This is a genomic window from Tamlana crocina, from assembly GCF_012037625.1.
The window spans coordinates 1-577 of sequence record NZ_JAAVJS010000106.1 but is presented as its reverse complement, the minus strand read 5'-3'; the positions used below and the strand labels follow the sequence as shown (position 1 = coordinate 577).

1 pseudogene is annotated in these 577 nt (G+C 40.4%); it reads left to right on the top strand.

Annotated elements, in window-relative coordinates:
• Nucleotides 1-577 (top strand): annotated as a pseudogene (locus HC176_RS15835) (integrase core domain-containing protein); the annotation flags it as partial.

Below are 577 nucleotides of genomic sequence, written 5' to 3'. Positions count from 1 at the left end.
CCTAGACATCTACCCCTCCGTTCTTTACCGCTGGCGCAGCGAGCTAAAGGATTACGGAAAGAACAGTTTTCCTGGTCGAGGCAAACCAAAAATGACCGATGAAGAAAAAGAGATAGCCCATTTAAGGAAAGCTTTAAAAGAAGCCGAACTGGAACGTGACATCTTAAAAAAGGCCATCAGCATCTTCTGAGCGACAAGAAAAATAGTTGTTGGGTGGGCTCTAAGCGATAATCTAAGTACAGAAGATACTATTATTAAAGCTTGGCATATGGCAGTAAAGAAACAACATTGACCCAGCCTTTAATATTTCATTCCGATCGGGGCATACAATATGCCAGCCATAAGTTTACCTCTTTAATTAAAGGTTACGATGGTTTGGTTAAACAATCCATGAGCCGCAAAGGCAATTGTTGGGACAATGCCGTGGCGGAATCGTTCTTTAAATCATTAAAGGTGGAATGGGGTTATGGGCACTACTACAAGCTAAGATCCGAAGCTGAGTTATCAATCTTTACATGGACAGAAACTTGGTACAATAATAAAAGAAGACATTCCTTTTTAGGATGCAAAACTTTAA